The sequence below is a fragment of the Winogradskyella rapida genome, assembly GCF_042675845.1.
Taxonomy (GTDB): domain Bacteria; phylum Bacteroidota; class Bacteroidia; order Flavobacteriales; family Flavobacteriaceae; genus Winogradskyella; species Winogradskyella rapida.
The window spans coordinates 1270047-1289720 of sequence record NZ_JBHTKM010000063.1 but is presented as its reverse complement, the minus strand read 5'-3'; the positions used below and the strand labels follow the sequence as shown (position 1 = coordinate 1289720).

Annotated in this window: 16 protein-coding genes and 1 tRNA gene; 9 read left to right on the top strand and 8 right to left on the bottom strand. The window is 36.3% G+C overall.

The window, feature by feature from the left end:
• Positions 1 to 77 precede the first annotated feature (77 nt).
• The 4 genes from ileS to ACFQ13_RS12870 all read left to right on the top strand — a co-directional run bounded on the left by ileS (position 78) and on the right by ACFQ13_RS12870 (position 5315).
• On the top strand, positions 78 to 3482 hold the full coding sequence (ileS, locus tag ACFQ13_RS12885) for an isoleucine--tRNA ligase (RefSeq protein WP_386117974.1): 3405 nt from the start codon (positions 78 to 80) through the stop codon (positions 3480 to 3482).
• Between the two features lie 4 nt (positions 3483 to 3486).
• A complete protein-coding gene (locus ACFQ13_RS12880; RefSeq protein ID WP_386117971.1) occupies positions 3487 to 3867 on the top strand; it encodes a TraR/DksA family transcriptional regulator in 381 nt (126 codons plus the stop codon).
• 84 nt (positions 3868 to 3951) lie between these two features.
• On the top strand, positions 3952 to 4617 hold the full coding sequence (locus ACFQ13_RS12875; RefSeq protein WP_386117968.1) for a hypothetical protein: 666 nt from the start codon (positions 3952 to 3954) through the stop codon (positions 4615 to 4617).
• Between the two features lie 32 nt (positions 4618 to 4649).
• Positions 4650 to 5315 (top strand): lipoprotein signal peptidase, encoded by a 666-nt coding sequence (locus ACFQ13_RS12870; RefSeq protein ID WP_386117965.1) that lies wholly within the window; start codon positions 4650 to 4652, stop codon positions 5313 to 5315.
• Here the strand turns inward: ACFQ13_RS12870 and ACFQ13_RS12865 are convergent.
• From ACFQ13_RS12865 to ACFQ13_RS12850, 4 genes are read right to left on the bottom strand one after another with little or no spacing between them, the layout of a single operon-like run.
• The gene (locus ACFQ13_RS12865) at positions 5269 to 5832 is read right to left on the bottom strand and encodes a 5-formyltetrahydrofolate cyclo-ligase (RefSeq protein WP_386117962.1); all 564 of its coding nucleotides are present in this window, start codon (positions 5830 to 5832) and stop codon (positions 5269 to 5271) included. The two genes, ACFQ13_RS12870 and ACFQ13_RS12865, sit on opposite strands and share 47 nt — an antisense overlap.
• A complete protein-coding gene (locus tag ACFQ13_RS12860; protein ID WP_114307901.1) occupies positions 5829 to 6797 on the bottom strand; it encodes a succinylglutamate desuccinylase/aspartoacylase family protein in 969 nt (322 codons plus the stop codon). The genes ACFQ13_RS12865 and ACFQ13_RS12860 overlap by 4 nt, the downstream gene beginning before the upstream one ends.
• Positions 6798 to 6821: 24 nt before the next feature.
• Positions 6822 to 7697: a 30S ribosomal protein S6--L-glutamate ligase gene (gene rimK / locus ACFQ13_RS12855; RefSeq protein ID WP_114307900.1), complete on the bottom strand. Its 876-nt coding sequence runs from the start codon at positions 7695 to 7697 to the stop codon at positions 6822 to 6824.
• Positions 7694 to 8122 (bottom strand): ATP-dependent zinc protease family protein, encoded by a 429-nt coding sequence (locus ACFQ13_RS12850; protein WP_386117959.1) that lies wholly within the window; start codon positions 8120 to 8122, stop codon positions 7694 to 7696. The genes rimK and ACFQ13_RS12850 overlap by 4 nt, the downstream gene beginning before the upstream one ends.
• A 78-nt stretch (positions 8123 to 8200) precedes the next feature.
• Here ACFQ13_RS12850 and uvrC point away from each other — a divergent pair, with 78 nt between their 5' ends.
• Together uvrC and ACFQ13_RS12840 are read left to right on the top strand one after the other, a co-directional pair.
• Positions 8201 to 9994, top strand: coding sequence for an excinuclease ABC subunit UvrC (uvrC, locus tag ACFQ13_RS12845; protein ID WP_386117956.1), 1794 nt, complete (start codon positions 8201 to 8203; stop codon positions 9992 to 9994).
• A 50-nt stretch (positions 9995 to 10044) separates the two neighbouring features.
• Positions 10045 to 12282, top strand: coding sequence for a patatin-like phospholipase family protein (locus ACFQ13_RS12840; RefSeq protein WP_386117953.1), 2238 nt, complete (start codon positions 10045 to 10047; stop codon positions 12280 to 12282).
• Between the two features lie 68 nt (positions 12283 to 12350).
• Here ACFQ13_RS12840 and ACFQ13_RS12835 read toward each other — a convergent pair whose 3' ends face one another.
• Both ACFQ13_RS12835 and ACFQ13_RS12830 read right to left on the bottom strand, forming a co-directional pair.
• Entirely contained in the window at positions 12351 to 12962 is a 612-nt protein-coding gene (locus ACFQ13_RS12835; RefSeq protein ID WP_386117950.1) for a 50S ribosomal protein L25/general stress protein Ctc, read from the bottom strand.
• 165 nt (positions 12963 to 13127) lie between these two features.
• A complete protein-coding gene (locus tag ACFQ13_RS12830; RefSeq protein ID WP_386117949.1) occupies positions 13128 to 14069 on the bottom strand; it encodes a ribose-phosphate pyrophosphokinase in 942 nt (313 codons plus the stop codon).
• Positions 14070 to 14213: 144 nt separating this feature from the next.
• Here ACFQ13_RS12830 and ACFQ13_RS12825 point away from each other — a divergent pair.
• A tRNA-Leu gene (locus tag ACFQ13_RS12825) sits at positions 14214 to 14295 on the top strand.
• A 91-nt stretch (positions 14296 to 14386) separates the two neighbouring features.
• Here ACFQ13_RS12825 and ACFQ13_RS12820 read toward each other — a convergent pair.
• Together ACFQ13_RS12820 and cls are read right to left on the bottom strand one after the other, a co-directional pair.
• On the bottom strand, positions 14387 to 15169 hold the full coding sequence (locus tag ACFQ13_RS12820; protein ID WP_386117947.1) for a patatin-like phospholipase family protein: 783 nt from the start codon (positions 15167 to 15169) through the stop codon (positions 14387 to 14389).
• A gap of 68 nt (positions 15170 to 15237) precedes the next feature.
• Entirely contained in the window at positions 15238 to 16668 is a 1431-nt protein-coding gene (gene cls, locus ACFQ13_RS12815) for a cardiolipin synthase (RefSeq protein WP_386117944.1), read from the bottom strand.
• Between the two features lie 392 nt (positions 16669 to 17060).
• Here cls and ACFQ13_RS12810 point away from each other — a divergent pair, with 392 nt between their 5' ends.
• The gene (locus tag ACFQ13_RS12810; protein WP_386117943.1) at positions 17061 to 18566 is read left to right on the top strand and encodes a sensor histidine kinase; all 1506 of its coding nucleotides are present in this window, start codon (positions 17061 to 17063) and stop codon (positions 18564 to 18566) included.
• Positions 18563 to 19615 carry a response regulator gene (locus tag ACFQ13_RS12805; protein WP_386117940.1) on the top strand — a complete coding sequence of 351 codons (1053 nt, stop codon included), beginning with the start codon at positions 18563 to 18565 and terminating at the stop codon, positions 19613 to 19615. Before ACFQ13_RS12810 ends, ACFQ13_RS12805 begins: the two co-directional genes overlap by 4 nt.
• Positions 19616 to 19674 lie beyond the last annotated feature (59 nt).

Here is a 19674-nt window from a genome sequence, read left to right as displayed (position 1 = left end):
CTTATGTTTCTCCCTTATTATCTTATTATATTTCCCTAAAATTCTGTAATTTCGCTCCTCGAAAATAAAACAGAATAATGAGCACAAAGTTCCCTGAATACAAAGGACTTAACTTGCCAAAGGTTGCAGATGACATCAGTACCTATTGGGAAGCTAATAATATCTTCGATAAAAGTGTAACAACAAAAGAAGGAAAACCTCCTTTTGTTTTTTTTGAAGGCCCACCTTCAGCAAACGGTTTACCAGGTGTACACCATGTTTTAGCACGTGCGATTAAAGATATTTTTCCGCGTTATAAAACCATGAAAGGGTTTCAAGTGAAACGTAAAGCCGGTTGGGATACCCACGGTTTACCTGTAGAACTTGGTGTAGAAAAGGAACTGGGGATTACCAAAGAAGATATCGGTAAAAAAATTACCGTAGAAGAATATAACGAAGCTTGTAAAAAAGCCGTGATGCGTTATACCGATATCTGGAACGACCTCACACACAAAATGGGCTATTGGGTAGATATGGACGATCCGTACATTACCTACAAGTCTAAATACATGGAAAGTGTATGGTGGTTGCTTAAGCAGATTTATGAAAAAGATCTTATTTATAAAGGGTATACCATTCAGCCGTATTCACCAAAAGCCGGTACAGGCTTAAGTTCTCATGAGTTAAATCAACCAGGAACGTACCAAGATGTTACCGATACGACTATTGTAGCTCAGTTTAAAGCAAAAGCAGAATCCTTGCCAGAATTTCTTCAGAATGAAGGTGATATTTTCTTTTTAGCATGGACAACAACGCCGTGGACGCTTCCTAGTAATACAGCATTAACTGTTGGCCCTAAAATAGAATATGTTTTAGTGGAGACTTATAACCAATACACGTTTAAACCTATGAATGTGGTGTTGGCTAAGAATTTGGTCAACAAACAGTTTGATGGGAAATTTAAACAAGTAGAGACGAAGCCAGAATTATTAGACTATAAAGAAGGGGATAAAAAGATTCCTTTTTATGTGGTTAAAGATTTCGTTGGAAAAGATTTAGTAGGCATTACTTACGAGCAGTTATTGCCATACGCCTTACCAAACGACAATCCTGAAAATGCATTCAGAATTATCTCTGGAGATTTCGTAACGATTGAAGATGGTACCGGTATTGTACACACCGCCCCAACTTTTGGAGCTGATGATGCCTTGGTAGCTAAACAAGCTTCACCAGAAATTCCACCACTTTTAGTAAAGGATGAGCATGGTAATTTAGTGCCGTTGGTAGATTTACAAGGGAAATTCAGACCAGAAATGGGAGAATACGCTGGTAAATATGTGAAGAATGAATATTATGATGAAGGCGAAGCACCAGAACGTTCTGTAGATGTAGAGCTCGCTATTCAACTTAAAACAGAAAATAAAGCCTTTAAGGTTGAAAAATATAAGCACAGTTACCCAAATTGTTGGAGAACCGATAAGCCAATCTTATACTACCCATTAGATTCTTGGTTTATTAAAGTGACCGACGTTAAAGGGCGTATGCACGAGTTAAATACAAGCATCAACTGGAAACCAAAATCAACTGGAGAAGGACGTTTTGGAAATTGGTTAGCTAATGCAAACGACTGGAATTTATCGCGATCTCGTTTCTGGGGAATTCCATTACCAATTTGGAGATCCGAAGATGGAAAAGAACAATTATGTATTGGGTCTGTTGCTGAATTAAAAGAAGAAATAGCAAAATCTGTAGAAGCAGGTGTAATGTCTGAAGATATCTTTGCTGACTTTGAAGTCGGTAACATGTCTGAAGCCAATTACGAAACTATCGATCTTCATAAAAATGTAGTCGATAAAATTGTTTTAGTTTCAGCCTCAGGTCAACCGATGAAACGCGAAAGCGATTTAATTGATGTGTGGTTCGATTCTGGTTCTATGCCGTATGCACAATGGCATTACCCATTTGAAAACAAAAATCTTATTGATAATAACGAAGCCTTTCCGGCAGATTTTATTGCTGAAGGGGTAGACCAAACACGTGGATGGTTTTATACTTTACATGCTATCGGAACTATGGTTTTCGATTCTGTAGCTTACAAAAACGTTGTGTCTAACGGATTGGTTTTAGATAAGAATGGACAAAAGATGTCTAAGCGTTTAGGTAATGCTGTAGATCCTTTTGAAACCTTGTCTAAGTATGGTGCCGATGCTACACGTTGGTATATGATTAGCAACGCTAACCCTTGGGATAACTTAAAATTTGATAGCGAAGGTATTGCTGAAGTGAGCCGTAAGTTTTTCGGAACACTTTATAACACCTATTCGTTCTTCACGCTTTATACCAATATTGATGGCTTTAGTTATAGTGAAGCCGATATCCCGTTAGAAGAACGTCCGGAAATAGACCGTTGGGTACTTTCAGAATTGAACACCTTAATTCAGCGTGTAGATGAATACTATGCGGAATATGAACCAACTAAAGCGGCAAGAGCGATTTCAGACTTTACACAAGACCATTTAAGTAACTGGTACGTGCGTTTAAGTCGAAGACGTTTTTGGAAAGGGGATTACCAAACCGATAAAATTTCGGCTTATCAAACCCTTTATACTTGTATGGAAACCATTGCAAAGCTTGGCGCACCAATTGCCCCATTCTTTATGGACCGTTTGTATTTAGACCTTAATGCCGTGACTAAAAAGGAAACTTTTGAAAGTGTGCATTTAGCTGATTTCCCAGTCGCAGATTCCACGGTAATTGATACCGTTTTAGAACGTAAAATGTACAATGCACAGACCATTTGTTCTTTGGTCTTGTCGTTACGTGCTAAAGAGAAGATTAAAGTGCGTCAACCGCTTCAAAAAATAATGATTCCTATTCAGAATCAACAACAAAAAGAAGAGATTGCTGCGGTGTCTGAGTTAATAAAACATGAAGTTAATATTAAAGAAATAGAGCTTTTAGAAGATGCATCTGATATCTTAGTGAAGCAGATAAAACCTAATTTTAAGGCTTTAGGCCCTAAATTTGGAAAAGATATGAAGCTGATTGCCAACGCTGTAAGAGGTTTCTCGGCTGACGATATTAAAAAAATTGAGCAAAATGGCCAATTAGATATAAATATTGGAGAAAAAACCGTTACTTTAGGATTGGAAGATGTGGAGATTACATCGCAAGATATTGAAGGATGGCTAGTAGCTAATGAAGGGGCTTTAACAGTGGCTTTAGATGTTACCATAAGCGAAGATTTACGTGAAGAAGGGATTGCTAGGGAGTTAGTAAACCGTATTCAAAACCTGCGTAAAGATTCAGGATATGAAGTTACTGACAGAATTAACGTACAAATTCTTAAAGATGACCCAATTGTTAAGGCTGTGACTTCAAATGAAGCGTATATTAAATCTGAAACGTTGACCGATGAATTAGAAATTACGGACACTTTAGACAATGGTATAGAAATTGTATTTGATAATGTCAATACCAAATTGTTTATTAAAAAACACTAACATTATGGCAACAGAAACAAAAACCAGATATTCAGATAAAGATTTAGAAGAATTTAGAGCTATTCTTTTAGAAAAAATTGATAAAGCAGAGCACGATTTAGAACTTATAAAAAGTGCTTATATGAATGATTTTGATAACGGTACGAATGATACATCACCTACATTCAAAGCATTTGAAGAAGGTAGTGCAACAATGAGTAAAGAGTCTAATTCTGCATTGGCCATTCGTCAAGAAAAGTTTATTAGAGATCTTAAAAATGCGATTATCCGTATAGAGAATAAAACGTATGGTATTTGTCGTGTTACCGGAAAATTAATTAATAAAGAGCGTTTAAAGCTCGTTCCTCATGCGACTTTAAGTATTGAGGCTAAGAATATGCAATAGGCGTATTTGCTTTAGTTGTAGGCGCCAGCATATTGTAATATGTGTTTATACTACTAAAATTATATGGCCTTTAGAATGCTGTTTATGACTTTAGTAATTGATAATAAAAGACCTTTCAGATTTGTTAAATCTGGAAGGTCTTTATGTTTAACCCTTATTTTATTTTGCCTCAGTTTTAGTCTTAGCAGCCAGAACATATGGCAACAACAACGCTCTGCTCAAGGTATAGAAGCGGTGACCATTAATGGGAATCAAATCTTTAATATTGAAATTTCGACGTCTAAAACAACGGAGATCAAAGCGACGTCTATAGTCGATGGAGCGTATCAGGATGATTTTCAGGTGTTGCTTAAAGCTGAAGATAAGACCTTATACTTAAGTTTAGAAAAGCTGTCTTTGTTAGAGATTCCTGATGATAAGCGTAATGCTCATAAGGTTATTGCCGCCACCTTAAAGCTAGAAATTCCGGAGGAACTTAGGCTTAATATTTTAAGTGATATTGCTTCGGTTAACATTGATGGTGCGTATAAATCGCTTTATATTGAATTATTAAGTGGGGCGTGCTACGTGGTGGGGACGGCTCAAAGTGCTACCATAAATACCATTGATGGCGATATCGTTGTAAGCACGACCAATAGCACTTTTGATGCCCATTCTAACCATGGAGAAATTAAGGTGCCCCATAACGATAAGGCATCGTCACTTTGGACATTAACCTCCATTAATGGCGATATTACCGTTAAACAATAAAATTAAAGTTTATTTTTACTTAAAAACCTCTCATGTCTTTAAAGCGCGCTTCGGTTATTATTGCTGTTATTTTACTGATCGATCAGATCAGTAAAATCTATATTAAGACCCACTTTCAATTAGGTGAGGATGTTACCGTGTTTTCTTGGTTTAAAATTGCTTTTATAGAAAACGATGGGATGGCTTGGGGGACAAAATTAAGCGATTTTACAAGTTTAATTTCCGATCATACCGCTAAATTAATCTTAACCTTATTCCGTATTGTTGCGGTTATAGGTATAGGATTTTGGTTGGTCGATGTTACAAAGAAAAAGAAATCAGCCATCTTAATATTTGCCATTGCTATCATTTTTGCTGGCGCTTTAGGCAATATCTTAGATTCTGTTTTTTACGGTTTATTGTTTAATGATAGCGTTATGCAAGTGGCTAGCTTTTTACCGGAGGAAGGCGGTTATGCCGATATTTTTCACGGTAATGTTGTAGATATGTTACATTTTCCTATTTGGAGCGGTGTTATGCCAGAAAACTTGCCTTTGATTGGTGGGAAATATTTTTCTTTTTTCGATCCCGTTTTTAATGTGGCCGATATGGCAATAAGCACTGGGATTGGAATTTTAATTGTGTTTAACAAAAAGGCTTTTAAAGAGTCTTCTAAAACGCATACACCTGATCAGGAGTTACACAATAATCCAATTTAATATCATTGTCTAAAGCTTCAAAAGGAGCGTCTGTAACCTCAAAAAAGGATAAGCCTATTTTTAGAGTTTCGGGTTTACATTGGGCTAAAAAACGATCGTAAAAACCTTTTCCGTAGCCTATTCTATGTCCCGTAGCATCAAACGCTAGTAAGGGGATGAAAACCACCTCTAATTGCGCTGGTTGAATCTCAATGCCATCAACCGGTTCAGGGATGTTGTATTTGTTTTTTTTAATTCGGGTGTTGTCCATGAGGAGGTAATGCGTCATGGAGTAATCTTCAAAATGACTTTTAGAAATGACAATGTTCTTGTCTTTTCCGGAGAGAATATTTAAAATATAATCGGTATTAATTTCCTTTTGTTCTTCAATCGTTAAGAAAAGATGGTAAAAGGTATAGTTCCAAAGCTTCATGCTTAACAACTGATTGGCAATAGCCAAACTAAAATCTTCAACTTGATCCGTGGTCAGGTTAGCTCTTAGCTGCTTATAGGTTTTACGAAGTTGGGCCTTATTCATGGTTTAACTTTTGTAGAAATATGGAAAATAGCATCACCTTGATAGATAATAGGCGACTCGTTAATATTAAAAATATAGCCATTATTTGGCGCTTTTACAAAATGGTTAAAACTACCATACGGATCGGTAATACTTCCTAAAATGTCGCCCTTTGTTACTTCAGAATTTATGCTGATTGTGGCTTTAAACATCCCCGAGTATTTGGCTCTAATCCATTTGCTGTCTAGCAGGTGAATACATGGTTTTTTAGGTTGTGAGACCTTAAAGTTTCGGCCAAGCATATTAAGATGGTGGAGTACACGTTTGGTGCCATTAACGGCGGTGTTTGTAATGCTGTTATCGATATAAGATGATTTTCCACCTTCAAACAAAAGGATAGGAATCCCCGATTTAAAACATGTTTTTCTAAAAGATTTACTCAGGTTTTTAGAGTAGAGCACAAAAGGAGCGCCAAACACATTGGCCAATTCATCTAAATAAGGATCGTCTTTGATAATGCGGATTTGTGCCGCGTTAAAACGATTGGCACCACCGGTATGAAAATCCAAAACTAAATCCGCATGCGGTAAGATCTCATTAACCAGTTTATTGGCTACTCTACTCGCTAAGGATCCGGCACTGGTTCCCGGAAATACACGGTTAAGATCCCGACCATCTGGAAACTCACGGTTTAAGTGAATAAATCCAAAAACATTAATAACCGGTATGCAAATAATAGTACCACGTTTCGGTTTGTTGAGGCCCTTAGAAATAATTTGACGTACAATCTCTACCCCATTAACTTCATCGCCGTGAATACCCGCAGTAATGAGGACCACTGGGCCTGGTTTTTTAGAACGTTCAATAATTACCGGGACATCAATGGTGTTTTGGGTGTGTAATTTAGCAACGTTAAAACTGACTTTAGCACTTTGGCCTAAGCCTACATTTTTGCCTAAAATTCGTAATACATCTGGTTCGCTCATCTCAACATTTTAAGGCTTTGCCTATTAATTTCTATTACGCTCAATAAATGTAATAATGGCTTTAGCTATATTTTTTTGTGTCGCGCCTTCAATCCCTTCTAAGCCGGGTGTAGAATTAACTTCTAATAACAACGGTCCTCGTGTAGATTGTAACATATCGACTCCGCAAACCGGAAGTTTTAAGACTTTAGCGGCATTCATAGCCAGTTTAAGTTCGTCGGGTTCTAATTTTATAATATTAGCAGAGCCTCCACGGTGTAAGTTAGATCTAAATTCGCCTTCTTTCCCTTGACGTTTCATGGCACCGACCACTTGTCCGTCAACGACCAAAGCTCTTAAATCGGCCCCTTTTGCTTCTTTAATAAATTCTTGTACAATGACCCTTGCCTGAAGACCATTAAAGGCTTCGAGTACAGATTCTGCTGCATTTTTAGTTTCGGCTAAAACAACCCCTAAACCTTGAGTCCCTTCAAGAAGTTTTATAATTACTGGTGTACCACCCACATAATCAATAACCTCTTCAACGTCTCTAGAATAATTGGTGAAAACGGTTTTAGGCATGCCAATACCAGCTTTACTTAAGCGTTGTAAGCTTCTTAATTTGTCTCGAGAACGCGTTATGGCATCCGAAGACGCAATTGTAAACACACCCATTTCTTCAAATTGCCTTACTACGGCACAACCGTAAAAGGTTACTGAAGCACCAATTCTAGGAATGATGGCATCAACGTCATCTAAATAACGATCTTTATAATAAATGGTGGGTTTCTCCTTTTCGATAATAATATCGCATTTTAAAGGGTCAATAATTTCCATTCTATGACCTCTTTTTTCGCCTTCTTCTATAAGTCGTTGGGTGGAATAAAGTTCAGCGTTGCGCGAAAGAATTACTATGTTCATGGAGTTAAAGTTTGTTTATAGGATTCATTTTCAAGATCGACATCGACCAAGTATTTGTGTTTTAAAAATTGTCGCCCTATAAGTACCGGAAATTTCATATCCGATCGCGTACTAAGGGTGAGGTTAATCTTATATGTTTTTCCGAAGAATACAACGTTGGTTTTTATTTTATAACGGTTTTCTTTAAAACCATTACTACTCTTTACATCGGTATACGTGTAGGTATCAAAAACCACTTCTTCACTTTTAAAGTTAGGATGCCCTTTACTCTCAAATATACAATAGAGTTTGCCATTCTCTTCTCTGACTTTAGCACAATGAATAGCTGAGGTGTAGGCGCCAGTATCAATTTTAACGTCTATAGTACTGAGTTTTAATTCAGGAAAATCAACTTTATCAACGCGACCTAAAATTTTTTTCGTCATGTATTCGTTTTATAGAAATGCAGAGCAAGGTAAGGATAAAGTGTCTTAAATTACACATATATTATTACCTTTGATTAAATGCCAGAATCTCCATTAGACATACAGATAAAAACCCTTCCACATCAGCCTGGTGTGTATCAATATTTTGATAAAGACGACCGTTTAATCTACGTCGGAAAAGCTAAAGATATAAAAAAACGAGTAAGCAGTTACTTTAATAAACATCACGATTATGGTAAAACTCGGGTTTTAGTTAAAAATATTGTTTCGGTAAAACACATTGTTGTAGAAACGGAAAACGATGCGCTTCTCCTTGAGAATAATCTGATAAAGAAATACAAGCCCAAATACAATGTATTGCTTAAGGATGATAAATCTTATCCTTGGATCTGTATTAAAAAAGAGCGTTTTCCTAGAGTGTTTCCTACGCGTCGTGTGATTAAAGATGGTTCGGAATATTTTGGTCCTTATACGAGTATGAAAACCGTAAAAACTTTATTGGGTTTAATTAAGGGCTTGTATCAATTACGGACTTGTAATTACGATTTGTCTGAGGCAAAAATAGAAGCCGGTAAATATAAAGTTTGCTTAGAATACCACTTAGGAAATTGTTTAGGCCCTTGCGAAGGTTATGAATCTGAAGAGGAATACCAAGCCAATATCATTGCCATTAGAGAAATTTTAAAAGGAAATTTTAAAGATTCTTTACAGCAGTTTAGAACTCAAATGCGTCAGCACGCAGAAGCGATGCAGTTTGAAGATGCACAGAAAATTAAAGAAAAATTAGAGGTTTTAGAAAATTACCAAGCTAAGTCTACCATTGTAAATCCTAAAATTAGCAATGTTGATGTGTTCTCTATTGTTAGTGATGAAGGTTATGCTTATGTTAACTTTTTACAGCTGAGTTATGGGTCTATAATTAGATCGCATACCTTAGAACTGAAGAAGAAATTAGAAGAGACGGATGCTCAACTTTTAGCTTTAGCAATTACGGAAATACGCCAACGTTTTAATTCTAACTCCAAAGAAATATATGTGCCGTTCCCGGTAGATTTGGGCGCCGGTATTAAAATTACAGTCCCTAAACTTGGAGATAAAAAGAGTATCTTAGACTTGTCCATTAGAAATGCTAAGTATTACCGTATGGATAAGATGAAGCAAATTAAGATTGTAGATCCCGATAGGCATGCTAATAGGATTATGGCACAGATGAAAGCCGATTTGCTGCTTTCTGAAGAGCCAAGGCACATTGAATGTTTTGATAACTCTAATATTCAAGGAACCAATCCGGTGGCGGCTTGTGTGGTGTTTAAAGATGGAAAACCGAGTAAAAAGGATTACCGCCATTTTAATATAAAAACGGTGGTAGGTCCCGATGATTTTGCCTCAATGGAAGAGGTGGTTTACAGACGGTATAAACGTTTGTTAGATGAAGATCAGCCTTTACCGCAACTTATTATTATTGATGGGGGTAAAGGACAACTGTCTTCGGCTTTAAAGAGTTTAGATGTTCTTGGTTTACGGGGGACTATTGCCATCATCGGAATTGCTAAACGTTTAGAAGAATTGTTTTATCCAGATGATCCAATTCCGCTATATTTAGATAAGAAAAGTGAAACGTTGAAAGTTATTCAACATTTAAGAAATGAAGCCCACCGTTTTGGAATAGAACATCATAGAAATCGCAGGAGTAAAGGGGCTTTAACCACAGAATTGGAAAATATTTCAGGGGTTGGAGAACAAACGATTGTGGATTTAATGAAGCAGTTTAAAACCGTGAAACGTATTGCAAACGCTAAATTAGACGAATTAGAAGCTGTTGTTGGAGTTTCTAGAGCACGTAAAGTATATAATTATTATCATAAAGAATAGCCTTCTTTAAATAAGGGTGGCTTGTCTTTTTAATATAGAACGCTGAGTATATGAAAATAACACCTATTATAGTTGTCCTGTTTTTAATGGTGCTTTTTCCTGCAAAGGCTCAAGAACAAGCTAACACCTCAGAACCCAAAGTAGGTTTGGTGTTAAGTGGAGGTGGGGCTAAAGGCTTCGCGCATATTGGTGTTTTAAAAGTTATTGATAGCTTAGAAATTAATATCGATTATGTGGCGGGCACAAGTATGGGGGCTATTATTGGCTCCTTGTATGCTTCAGGCTATTCTGGGAAACAATTAGAAGCGATTTTTGAATCTCAAGATTTTGATATTTTAATTAATGACGATTTTCCAAGAGCCTCAAAATCATTTTACGAGCGTGAAAACACAGAGAAGTATGTCGTCAATCTTCCCTTTGATCACTTTAAAATAGCTTTGCCTTCAGCTTTGTCTCGCGGACAAAATGTCTATAACTTAATGTACCAGTTACTGCTGCCGGTAAGTGATATTTCAGAATTTAATAAATTACCGATTCCATTTTTTTGTATGGCCACTAATATGGAAACTGGCGAATCGCTTTTAATGGAAAAAGGCGAATTGGCCGAGGCTGTTGCGGCGAGTGGGGCTTTACCATCATTGTTTCAACCCGTAGTGATTGACGGCAATATTTTAATAGATGGAGGGGTAACTAATAATTTTCCTGTTGAAGAATTACGCGCCAAAGGCATGGATGTTATTATTGGTGTAGATGTACAAGATGCTTTAAAAGATCGTGAAGCATTAAAATCGGCACCAGAGATCTTAATTCAAATTAGTAATTTCCGAACCATCGAGGCCATGAAAACGAAGGCCGACTTAACGGACATCTATATTAAGCCCGATATTTCTGATTTTTCGCTTATTTCTTTTGATGAAGGAAAAGATATCATTTCTCATGGTGCTACTGCGGCACTTACACAGTTGGAGTCCTTAAAAGCTCTTAAAGCACAAAAACCACATTATGTAGAGCGACCAAAAGCAAAAATTCTAGACAGTTTAAGGATTCGCTCCGTAAGTTTAGACGGTAACGAACGTTATACCAGGTCTTATATGATAGGGCGCTTAAAGTTTAAAGGCGACGAAAAAATTAGCTATTCGGACTTTAGAGAAGGGATTAATAATCTTATTGCAACCAACAATTTTGATGCCTTTCGGTATTTTTTAGAGCCTACCGGAAATGAAATGGAGTACGATTTTAAAGGTAAAATTGTAGAGTCTGAAACGACCACCTTTTTAAGACTTGGCTTGCATTATGACGGTCTTTATAAAAGTGCACTCTTGGCCAATCTTACCAAGAAAAAATTACTCTTTAACAATGATATTGCCTCTTTAGATGTCATTTTAGGGGATCATTCGCGATATAATTTAGATTACTTTATAGATAAAGGGTTTTATATCAGTTTGGGGTTAAGATCGCGGTATAATCAATTTAATAAAAACGTTAATCCACGCTTAGCTTTAGAAGAAGACTCGCCTTTATTAACGGGTTTAAATAAAATTGATGCCGAGATTTCAGATTTTACCAATCAGATTTATTTGCAAACCATATTTAGGAAAGATTTTGCTTTGCGTTTAGGGGCAGAGCATAAACGTCTTAAAATTACGTCTGAAACGATTTTAGGTGAAAATCAGGAGGATGAAATTACCTTTGAAAACACCGATTACTTTAGTTTGTTTGGAACCCTAAAATTTGATAATTATGACAATTACCATTTTCCTAAAAACGGATTTTATTTTAACGGTAGTTTTCATCTGTATCTAGATGCATCGGGCTTTAATGATGAATTTTTAGAGTTTTCTATTGCTAAGGCCGATTTGGGTTATGCCTTTAGTTTTAATGATAAATTAGCGATGAAGGTTGAAGCCAATGGTGGGTTTAAAATTGGTGATATGTCTACACAGACCTTAGGGTTTGCCATAGGAGGTTATGGCAATAATTTTATCAATAATTTTTCTTCCTTTTATGGTTATGACTACCTCGCACTATCGGGAGACAGTTTTGTAAAAGGAACATTGACCTTAGATTACGAAATTTTTAAGAAGCATCATATTCTCTTAGCGGCCAACTATGCCAATATTGAGGATGGTATCTTTGAGAGCGGAGCATTTATTAGCAAGGTAGATTATACAGGCTATGCTTTAGGCTATTCCTTAGAGACGTTTTTAGGCCCGCTAGAAGGGAAGTATACATTTTCTCCAGAAACCGGAAAGAGCTACTGGTTTTTTAATCTAGGATTTTGGTTTTAGTATAGAGCAAAAAAAAAGACCGTCTCAAGAGACAGTCTTTTTTTAAAAGCTTTTCAATAGAAATAGATCTATTCTTGTGCTGTATCATCTGCACCATCTTCTTCTTCGTCATCATCATCGTCAGTCATAACAGCTAATCTGCTACGTCTTACTTGACAAACAACAGTGTTGTCTGGGTGCATAAATTTGTAATCTTCATTTTCAATCTCAGTAATGTAAAGTTTATTACCGATTTTTAATGGAGTAATATCGATTTCAATAAAATCTGGAAGTTTAGATGGAATCGCTTTAACTCTAAGCTTACGGTAAGGCATTCTTAAGTTACCACCATTCATAACACCTTTAGAAGAACCAACAGTATGTACTGGAATTTCCATTGTGATTTCTTTATCTTCAAAGATTTGGTAGAAATCGATGTGAATGATTTTGTCTGTTACTGGGTGAAACTGAATATCTTGCATAATTGCATTGTATTCTACACCGTTATCTAAGGCAATCACAACTGTATGAGCGTTAGCTGTATATACAAGTTTAGAAAAGGCCAATTCTGGTGCTGAGAAATGTAAAGGCTTGTCTCCTCCGTATATAACGCAAGGAACCTGACCAGCATTACGTAAGGCTTTTGTTGCTTTCTTGCCTACGCTTTCTCTTTGAGATCCGTTAATTGTAATTGATTTCATTTTGAAATGTTTGTTTGTTAAATTTTAATTCCCTCATTTTGAGGGCTGCAAATTTAGAAATTTTATATGAGAATACTACTGTAAGTTCTCTGTTTTTTGATAAGGGCTTGTATTTAAAGGCTTAAGCCTTGCTTTTGTGATTAAATACAGGCCCTAATCGTGGTCTTACATCACAAATTTATTGCTTATAGACTTGTTGCTATGAACGTTTTGCATTACTTCAGCAAATAAATCAGCGCAACTTAATACTCTTAGTTTTTTGCTTTCTTGTTTTAGCGGAATTGAATTGGTTACAATTAATTCTTCAAGCTTAGAGTTCTCTAATTTCTCGTAAGCATTTCCAGATAAAATAGGGTGGGTACAAATGGCTCTTACGCTTAATGCACCACGCTCCATCATAAGATCTGCGGCTTTTGTTAAAGTTCCGGCGGTATCTACCATATCATCTACAAGAATAACATTCTTTCCTGTAACATCACCAATAAGTTCCATGTGAGAAATAACATTGGCTTTAGCACGTTGCTTGTAACAGATAACAACATCGCTTTTTAAGGCTTTAGAATAAGCATAGGCTCTTTTAGAACCTCCCATATCTGGAGAAGCAATCGTTAAGTTGTCTAAGTTTAAGCTTTTTAAATACGGTAAAAAGATAGTTGAAGCGAATAAGTGATCTACCGGTTTTTCAAAGAAACCTTGAATTTGGTCGGCATGTAGATCCATGGTGATAATTCTAGTGGCTCCGGCAGCTTCTAGCATTTTAGCTACAAGTTTAGCTGCAATAGGGACTCTTGGCTTGTCCTTTCGGTCTTGTCTTGCCCATCCAAAATAAGGCATAACAGCAGTAATGTGTCTTGCAGAGGCACGTTTGGCAGCGTCAATCATTAAAAGCATTTCCATTAAATTCTCTGGTCCCGGGTGGGTAGATCCTACAATAAAAATACGAGTTCCGCGAATTGATTCTTCATATGAAGGTTGAAATTCACCGTCACTGTAAGTCGATGTGATAACGTTACCTAATTTCACGCCATACGCTTTAGCGATTTGTTGAGCTAAGTCTTGACTTTGAGCACAAGTGAAAATTTTGGCTTCTGTGGTTTCGTAAGGCATTTGTTTCTAGGGTTTTAGTTGTGTTGTGATGTGTTTTTTACGTGAGGGCAAATTTAGAAAATTATTTTGCGCCAAAAAATTATAAAACCTACTATTTTTTGGTGTTTAGCCCGAATTTATTTATTACTTTTGCTGTCCGAAATTGCTCAAGTGGTGGAATTGGTAGACACGTTGGATTCAAAATCCAATGTCGCAAGACGTGCGGGTTCGATTCCCGCCTTGAGTACGATTAAAAAGAAAAGCCCTAAAAACAATGTTTTATAGGGCTTTTTTTAGGGATCTATCCTAACTATTTTCAGTATCAATACTCTTTATTTTTAACTTGGTTTACCGACAGGGTTGAGGTCTAATTGCCCTTCTTCTAAGGCCCGTTTTGTGGTGTCGTATCCTAATTTAAATATAGCATCTACATGGTTCATACCAAAGGTGGTGTAATTCACTAATTCTTGTGGACTGATAACCATATCGCAATATGAGAACTTCGACATCGATTCTGCAGCAACCATAATTTTATAGGAACGCTCTACAATGGCAAAAGAATGTTTTAGGTCTTTCATGGTTACCTTTTTTAAAGGATTTACATAAACACCTACAATTTTATCGCAGGGTTCTATAAGAGGTTCAACCGGGAAATTATTTAAGGTGCCGCCATCAACATAAAACTTTCCATTAATTTCAGTAGGGGTAAAGACTCCGGGAAACGAGGCTGAAGCTATAATGGGCTTAATTAATTGCCCTTTACTAAACATTTTTGAAGTGCCATCTACAATATTAGCAGCAGGAATAAACAAAGGTTTTTTTAAGGCTTCAAAACTATCTTCAGGAAAATACGCACTTAAGTCGTCATAAAAGTTATCAGAATTTAAAAATCCCGGTTTTCGTCTTGCAAAGCGCTTGGTATTAAATAGGGGAATGGTTTTAAAGAAGTTTAAAATTTCGGACCAATGCACGCCAGCGGCATAGAGAGCGCCAACGATAGCGCCTGAGCTTGTTCCGGAAAGGTGTGTTGGGTAGATACCGGCCTCTTCTAAGGCTTTAATGGTTCCTATATGTGCGGCGCCTCTAGCACCTCCTCCAGATAATACTAATCCTAAATTCATGCTTTTTTAGTATAAGTCCTACAAATGTACAACGATGTTTTAAATGCAACCAAATGATTTTAAATTCATTATAAAATTGGGCTAAATACTTTAGCAGTGCCTTCTTTGAGGCGTTCTAATTTGGAACGTTGCAGGTGTTGATGGTAGTTTAATTGTTGGCTTTTTTTACAGTCGTTTAAAAAATCGTGCTTTAATGTGGTTGTAATCGTCTTATCATACATTAAAACATTGACTTCGTAATTCTGCTCAAAACTTCTAATGTCTAAATTAGCTGTACCTATGGTAGATAATTCGTCATCACAAAGCATCACTTTGCTATGTAAAAAGCCATCGGGATATAAATAGATTTTTACGCCGGCAGCAAGGAGATCTTCAAAGTTAGAACGTACGGTCCATTTCACTAATAGGCTATCGGAATTGGCTGAGAGTAGCAGTCGAACATCCACACCACTTAAGGCGGCAACTTTTAAGGTTTCTAATAGCGCTTCTCCCGGAATAATATAGGGGTTAATAATATAAACGTAGTTTTTCGCCTTGTTAATTAAAGAAAAATAGAGGTGTTGTATGGAGGAAAAATCAGAATCTGGACCACTAGACACAACTTGCGCGGTACTTTGTCCTGCTCTAGTTTGTGGAGCAAAATAATTGGTGTTCAGTAACTCTTCTGTACCACTCGCAAAGCTCCAATCTCTAGCGAAAACGGCTTGTAAACTATGAATAACTGGGCCTTCCATTTGCAAATGCATATCGTACCAAGGTCCTAAATTGGGATCTCCATTAATGTATTTATCGGAGACATTAATACCACCGGTAAAACCATAGAGACCGTCCACGATCACAATTTTTCTGTGATTTCTGTAATTAACTGAAGAAAGGAACCGGCCTAGTCGCATCGGTAGAAACCCAAAAACCTGAATGCCTTCTGTTTTTAAACTTTTAATGAATTTTTTACTCAAAACGCGGCTGCCCAAAGCATCATAAAGCAATCTGACTTCCACGCCTTCTTTGGCTTTTTGTATCAATAAGCTTCTAAATTGGTTGGCTAAATCGCCTTCTTCAAAAATATAATATTGAATATGTATAAACGTCCTTGCTTTTTCTAGGGTTTTAAAAATGGCTTCAAAGGTTGCGGGGCCATTTTTTAAGGGTTGTAATACATTGCCCGTGGTAGGGAATGCCCCAGAACTTTTAGTCATCATTTGGGCCAAACGATGATGTTGTTTTAAGAGTGGAGGAATTGGAGTTGTAGGCGCTTCGGAATGAGGTAGAGCATTATACTTTTGAAGGTAACGAGAAATAGTTTCATTTTTCTTAAAACGATAAAATTTATTCTTTTTCCTATTTCGACCTAAAATAAAATAGAGCAGCATACCGCCAACCGGGATTGTAAAAATAGCGAGTAACCACGCTAAGGTTTTGGTTGGTCTTACCCCATAAAGTAGTAATCGCCCCATTAAGACAAATGCAATTAAAACATATGCAATGAGTGCAAACATCATAAATCTTAGAGTTTAAAATAAGTAAGGCACCGCTTTTTATAGGCGGGTTTTAGAGTTAAGGCTTCTCTGCAATACGCAACTATACGTTGACGTCTTAGGTTTTCAAGCAAAAGCTATTTTGCAAATTACAATTTTATAGGACCATAAATAATGATATAGATCAGTGTTAAGGACTTGTCACGGCGTTTGACGGCTAGGGGATGTTAGAATTTTACATGAGAACTTTAAAAACTAGGATTCAGGTCAGAAGAATGGGGGAAGGCGTTATTTTCTATATCAATTTTTTATAGGTATATTTTTAATGCGCAAAAGGCCCCAAATCTTCCCCGTTTTGATGCTAATAAATTCTTAAGGATTTTTATCTTTAGCTTTTTAAACCTCAATTTTAAAAGATGTTTCCAGAAGATCAAGAAATTTTTAATATTCTACTAGACTCTGTTTCAGAAGGTGTGGTGATTGTTAATGATAAGCAAACCATTGTAAAAGTCAACAAAGCTGGAGAACAGATGTTTGGTTATGGTGAAAATGAGTTAACCAATCAACCTTTAAACCTTTTAATTCCTCGTAATTATCACCAAGAGCACGGTAGTCATTTTAAAGGTTTTATAAAAGATAACAAGAAGCGTAGCATGGGTCACGGTCGTGATATCCACGGTGCTAAAAAAGATGGAAGCATTTTTCCAATTGAAGCCAGTCTTAATCCATTTGTACTTTTTGATCAAAAATATATCATGGCCTTGGTTATTGATATCACCGAACGAAAAAGACTAGAACAAGAAAGGAACCATTTAACCAATATCATTTTAGAATCTCTAAATGAGATTTATGTGTTTGATGCCCATAGTTTATTATTTGTGAGTGTTAATTACGAAGCTCAAAAAAACCTGGGCTATACCATGGATGAGCTGTATAAAATGACGCCTTTAGATATAAAGCCTGAGTTTACAGAAGAGGATTTTAGAAAAAAAATAGAAGGCTTACGTGAAGGTGAGGTTGATAAGATTGAGTTTGAAGCGGTCCATCAACGTAAATCCGGAACAAGGTATCCGGCGAGTGTGCATTTACAGCACTCCAAGTTAGGAGGTAATGATGTTTATGTGGCTATAATTTTAGACATTACTGAGCAAAAAAATTACACCCAAACTTTAGAAAAGACCGTAGCGTTAAGAACGGAAGAACTTAAAACAGCTTTGGAGGCTGAAAAGGAATTAAACGATTTAAAAACCAAGTTTCTTTCTATGGTTTCTCATGAGTTTAAAACGCCTTTAAGTGGAATTTTAACCTCAACCATATTATTGAGTAAATACAAATTAACAGAACAACAAGAGAAAAGAGAAAAGCATTTAAGAACAATAACTGATAAGGTACAATACCTCAATTCTATTTTAACAGATTTCTTGTCTGTAGAGAAACTTGAAAAGGGTAAAATTAACTACAATTTTAGCACCTTTAAACTGAGCAAGGTCTTAAATGAAGTGATTTATAACGCTAATATGTTGCTTAAAGATGGCCAGCAGATTAATTATCCTGAAAATGTAGATGACATTAGCTTATACCAAGATGAGAAAATTGTTGAATTATCCTTATCTAACTTAATTTACAATGCCATTAAATATTCTTCAGAACACGCCATTATAGATATAGAAATTTTCCAGGATACCCATAAAACAACCTTTAAGGTTAAAGACAATGGTATTGGGATTCCCCTTGTAGATCAGAAAAATATTTTTAACCGTTATTTTAGAGCGGAAAACGCCTTATTAATGCAGGGCACAGGAATAGGATTAAATATTGTAAAAGACCATTTAGAAAATTTAAATGGAAGCATTATTTTTGAAAGTGTTGAGAATGTAGGCTCCACTTTTGTTATAGAATTACCAAATAAAGCACAACTATGAAAACAGTTTTACTGATAGAAGACGATACCGTATTAAGAGAAAATACAGCAGAATTATTAGAGCTCTCAGACTTTAATGTGATCACAGCTGCTAATGGCGTCTTAGGCGTAGAAACGGCAAAGCAGTCATTGCCAGACGTTATTGTTTGTGATATTATGATGCCTATACTTGATGGGTATGGCGTATTGGAAGCGCTCTCTAAAGACAGTACAACTAAATTTATACCCTTCATTTTTTTATCAGCCAAAACAGAGCGTCACGATGTTAGAAAAGGTATGGATCTCGGTGCTGATGATTACATTACCAAACCTTTTAGTGAGGAAGAGTTAACAAGTGCTATTAAAAGCCGAATTGCTAAAGCCGCGATTTTAAAAGAGGAACGCGAGGCGCACCAAGTACAGCCGCAAAACAATGAAGATGAATTAAGAACTTTAAACGATTTAAAGAACTTTTTTGATGATAACGGAACGGTTTTTAAGTTCAGAAAAAATGAAACTATTTATCAAGAAGGGCAGAACTCTAATTATGTTTATCTCATTCTACAAGGCGTTGTAAAGTGTTTTAAATATGACGAAAATGGAAAAGAACTGACCACCGCACTTCATAAGGAAGATGATATTTTTGGTTATACCTCATTTACCCAAAATATTCCTTATAAAGAGAGTGCTACAGCGATGAAAGATGTAGAAATGGTTGGGGTGTCTAAATCAGAATTAAAAGAGGTTTTAGATAAAAATCATAAAATCACTTTAGAAATTATTCAGTTGCTTTCCGAAAACATTACAGGTGTTAAAGATCAATTGTTACAGATGGCTTATAGTTCTGTAAAACGTAAAACAGCGGCGACCATTCTTAGGTTTGCTGAAAAAATAAATGCTAGACCAGAAGATCCTATTAGAATTTCTAGAAGTGATTTAGCTAGTGTGGCAGGGATTGCTACGGAAACCTTAATTAGAACGATGTCCGATTTTAAAAAATTAGGAATCATTGAAATGGAAGGCCGTACGGTTAAAGTTTTAGACCTTCAAAAGTTACAAGATATCCAGTAATTATAGTGGCGTAATTTTTATTAGTGACGAATATCATATTTTAAGACCACGCAGAGGTC